The 4,213-nt window shown below is 63.7% G+C and carries 4 protein-coding genes and 1 pseudogene; 3 read left to right on the top strand and 2 right to left on the bottom strand.

Annotation, left to right across the window (positions count from 1 at the left end):
* Positions 1-215 precede the first annotated feature (215 nt).
* Complete coding sequence (locus tag VGH68_RS08320) at positions 216-680, top strand: GNAT family N-acetyltransferase (RefSeq protein ID WP_331603100.1); 465 nt, start codon at positions 216-218, stop codon at positions 678-680.
* A 73-nt stretch (positions 681-753) separates the two neighbouring features.
* On the opposite strand, the gene VGH68_RS08315 is transcribed toward VGH68_RS08320, so the two are convergent.
* On the bottom strand, positions 754-1,653 hold the full coding sequence (locus VGH68_RS08315; RefSeq protein ID WP_331603099.1) for a helix-turn-helix transcriptional regulator: 900 nt from the start codon (positions 1,651-1,653) through the stop codon (positions 754-756).
* A gap of 190 nt (positions 1,654-1,843) precedes the next feature.
* On the opposite strand from VGH68_RS08315, the pseudogene rraA reads away from it, so the two are divergent.
* Together rraA and VGH68_RS08305 are read left to right on the top strand one after the other, a co-directional pair.
* Positions 1,844-2,337 (top strand): annotated as a pseudogene (gene rraA / locus VGH68_RS08310) (ribonuclease E activity regulator RraA).
* A gap of 151 nt (positions 2,338-2,488) precedes the next feature.
* Positions 2,489-2,890, top strand: a complete 402-nt coding sequence (locus tag VGH68_RS08305; RefSeq protein ID WP_331603098.1) for a gamma-glutamylcyclotransferase family protein — start codon at positions 2,489-2,491, stop codon at positions 2,888-2,890.
* A 146-nt stretch (positions 2,891-3,036) separates the two neighbouring features.
* Here VGH68_RS08305 and VGH68_RS08300 read toward each other — a convergent pair.
* A partial coding sequence (locus VGH68_RS08300) for a malate synthase (protein WP_331603097.1) occupies positions 3,037-4,213 on the bottom strand: 1,177 nt, incomplete at its 5' end.

Below are 4,213 nucleotides of genomic sequence, written 5' to 3'. Positions count from 1 at the left end.
AATACCGGCCTGTCACGCCGGGGGTCGCGGGTTCGAGTCCCGTCCGCTCCGCCAGATTTTAAGAGGCCCACTTCGAAAGAAGTGGGCCTTTTTATTTACACGGCGTTATCTTGCCATCTGTCGCAGCTCAGTACTGACGGTTCGGGACAAACAGCGATTGCCACCATGCGCGGCCTGTTTTACCTTTGATCCGATTCATCCCTCGCGGTCTCGCCATGTTCGATCCCACAGAAGCTCCGTCACCGTTTCATCTGCGCACGGCCAGCATGGATGATTTCGAGTTTGCCGAGGCGCTGACGCGCAACAACATGGGTGGTTACTATCGGCGGCATCATCTGATCTGGCGCGGCGATCTGTTTCTTGGCAGCTGGCGGGAGTCGGAAAATTTCATTCTTGAACTCGATGGTGTGCCGATGGGCGTGCTGCGCATCACCGAAGAGGGCGATTCGCTGCATATCCGCGATGTGCAGATTGCCGAAGGTTATCGGCGGCTGGGCGCGGGAACGTTTCTGCTCGACATTTCGCATCAATGGGCACGCGAGCGTGGACTGCGCGAATTGCAATTACGTGTGTTCGTCGACAATCCCGCGGCGCGGTTGTATCAGCGCAAGGGATATAAGCTCGCCGGGCCGAGGCTCGCGCAATTAGGCGCAATCCGTCATCTCTCGCGCCGGGTTTGAGGCGGGACTTACACTGGTGACCGGTGTCCAGCATGCCGGATGCGCCGGCTGGCCCGTGCGGCGCGCCTACGATTCAGCGCCCGACAACCCCTGTCGCGTCTGCGCGATCCTGCACGGTTTCTTCATGCACCTGCGAATCGTTTGGTTCGCAATTGCCTGGGCGATGCTCGGCCCCTCGTTCGATAAAAGCACGCGGGCTCGCGCCGAACGCACGCCGGAACATCGCGGAAAAAGCGCTCTGGCTCTGATAGCCCAACTCCTGCGCCACATGCGACAGCGGCCGTCCCTGGCTTAGCAGCGGAATGGCGCGCGCGAGAATCGCCTGCTGTCGCCATTGCGAAAAGCTCACGCCCAATTCCTGACGGAATAGCCGCGCGATCGTGCGCGTGCTCGCGCCGACCGTCGACGCCCATTGCTCCAGCGATTCTCCATGCGTCGGGTCCGCGATGACGGCCTCGCAAAGCGCGCGCAGTCTCTTCTCGCGAGGCATCGGTACAGACAGCGGCAGCGGTTCGGAGCGCGTCAGTTCATCCAGCGCCAGCGCGCCAAGCAACTGCTCGCGCGCGGTGGACAGCCCCGGCGTGTCGAGCGCGGCGATCACTTCGCGCAGCAGGTTCGAGACTTCCACGACGCGCGGCGTGTCGAGCCCCGGGGGCACCGTGCTTTCGGTGATGTAGAGCGTACGCAGGAACGCGTCCTCGACGGCGACCACCTCGTGCGTGACGTGCGGCGGCACCCAGATCGCACGCGACGGCGGCACCATCCACGTGGTGCCCGTCGTCGCGACACGTAGCACGCCGCGTGACGCATACGCGACCTGAGCCCATGCATGCGCATGACGCTCGGTATGCCAGCCGGCGGGCATCGGCCGCGAACGAACGCGAATCGGGTGCGTGTCGGTCGGCGCGAACTCGGGCGGAATCTCGGCGAAGTGGGCGCGGCTCAACGGCTCCGAGTCGGTGGATGGTGTCATGGCCAGATGTTCGGATATCGGCGCGCGTGGCCGACGGAACGTCGGGCCGCCGCAAGTTAGCGCGGGTCTGCACCATTGTAGAGGCCGTGAGGGCGATGTGTTGTTCCTCGGCGCCCGTTGCCCGCGCGGTGCGACGCTGTCCGCGGCCGTTGCATAATGTGCCGGTTGCCCCAAGCATTCAGGAGACGCCATGAGCTTTGCTACTGCCGATTTGTGCGATGCGCACGAAGACCAGTTGGCGCTCGGTACGTTGCGCGTGCTGGAGCCGGTGTTCCGATTGTTAGGCCGCGCCGCCTGTTTCAGCGGTCCTGCGGTGACGCTCAAGGTGTTCGAGGACAATGTGCTCGTGCGAGCGACGCTGGAACAGCAGGGCGCGGGCCGCGTACTGGTCGTCGATGGCGGTGGCAGCACGCGCTGTGCAATTGTCGGCGGCAACTCGCGCAGATCGCGTAGCGAAACGGCCGGGCGGGCATCGTTCTCTACGGCTGCGTACGCGATACGCTCGAACTCAACAAGATCGACATCGGCATTGCGGCGCCCGCCACCTGTCCGCGACGCGGTCAAAAGCGCGGCACCGGCGAGCGGGATGTGCCAGTCTGCTTGCCGGGGGCGCTCGTGCGGCCGGGTGAATGGACCTTCGCGGATGTAGATGGCGCACTCGTCTGCAATGCGGCGCTGGCATGAAGCGGCTGGGGACTGCTTGCAGTCACGACACCTGACGACCCACTGCGCCCGATCCTCGAGCGGATATCCATCGGGCCACCGCCGAGCCGCCATTGAAACGGCCGGATCGCAACAGCCATCCCCACACATACTCACAGGAGACTCGACGACGATGCAGACCGTCTTTGTTTATGGCACGCTGCGTGCCGGCGAAGCGAACGACATCAGCGAAGCGGCCGCGCGCAACGATATTGCCGCGCCCACACTGCTCGGCAGCGCGACGGTGCGCGGCCATCTGTTCGACTTCGGCGACTATCCAGGGCTCGTGGCCGACGAAGCGGGCGTCGAGGTGCGCGGCGACGTCTATGAAATCGACGATGCGCTCGTCGCGGTGCTCGACGAAATCGAGGCGGTGTACCCAGGCGTCGAGGATCGCTTTCTGGCGCGCGACGTGATGGTCAAAGTGGATGGCAACGTCGTGAATTGCCGCTTTTATCCGGTTACGCCGAGCGCGGTGAAGGGCTTGCCCGAGATTCGATCGGGCGACTGGGTCGAACATCGGCGCACACGCTGAGCTGCTGAGCCGCTGCGTGCAAATGCAACGGCGCGCAAGGCATGCACCCGGCGCGCCGTCGTTCACGGCGATGCAATCATGCGGCTCGATCGATGATCATCCCGGCCCTGCGGACGTGACTCGTACGAGCCTGCGCATCGGCACCATCAGATTTCCTCATAAAGCGGCAGCGTCAGAAAATCGGTGAACTGCGCGGCGGTCGACATCTGCTCGAAAATCTGCGCTGCACGCTGATACGGCTGCGTATCGCCGCCGACCGTCTGCTTGACCTTGTCGAGTTCCTGTACTGCCAGTTCGCGCACGAGCTCGGCCGTCACCTTGCGGCCATCTTCGAGCTGGCCCTTCGGCGAACGGATCCACTGCCACACCTGCGAGCGCGAGATCTCCGCGGTCGCCGCGTCTTCCATCAGATTGTGAATCGGCACGCAGCCGTTACCCGCGAGCCACGAGCCGAGGTAGTGAATGCCGACATTGATGTTGTTGCGCAGGCCCGCTTCGGTGATCGGCGTTTCCGGGCGGAAATCGAGCAGATCGGTGGCCGTCACCAGCACGTCGTCGCGTTGCTTGCCGATCTGGTTCGGTTGGTCGCCGAGCACTTTCACGAACTCTTCCATCGCGACCGGCACGAGGCCCGGATGCGCGACCCAACCGCCGTCGTAGCCGTCGCCCGCGTCGCGCGCCTTGTCCGAGCGCACGCCGGCCATCGCTTTGTCGTTGGCGGCCGGATCGTTCTTGATCGGAATCAGCGCGCTCATGCCGCCGATCGCCGGCGCGTTGCGGCGATGACAGGTCTTCAGCAGCAGCAGCGCGTACGCGCGCATGAACGGCGAGGTCATCGTGATTTGCGAGCGGTCGGCAAGGCAGAAGTCGCGGTCCGCCTTGAACTTCTTGATCGCCGAGAAGATGTAGTCCCAGCGGCCCGCGTTCAAACCCGAGCTGTGTTCGCGCAGCTCATAGAGAATCTCGTCCATTTCGAACGCGGCGACGATCGTTTCGATCAGCACGGTCGCGCGAATCGTGCCGCGCGGCACGCCGAGCGCTTCCTGCGCGGCAACGAAGATGTCGTTCCACAGACGAGCTTCGAGATGGCTTTCCAGCTTGGGCAGATAGAAGTACGGGCCCGAGCCGCGCGACACCAGTTCCTGCGCGTTGTGCACCATGTACAACGCGAAATCGAAGATGCCGCCGGACACGCGCTTGCCGTCGACCTTCACATGCTTCTCGTCGAGATGCCAGCCGCGCGGACGCACGATCAACGTCGCAGTTTTGTCGTTCAGTGCGTACGACTTGCCGTTTTGCTCAAGAGAAATCGTGCGCCGCACT

The organism is Paraburkholderia sp. (genome assembly GCF_036488505.1).
GTDB lineage: Bacteria > Pseudomonadota > Gammaproteobacteria > Burkholderiales > Burkholderiaceae > Paraburkholderia.
Note: the sequence above shows the minus strand (reverse complement) of the source record. Positions and strands in the feature narration are given on the sequence as shown.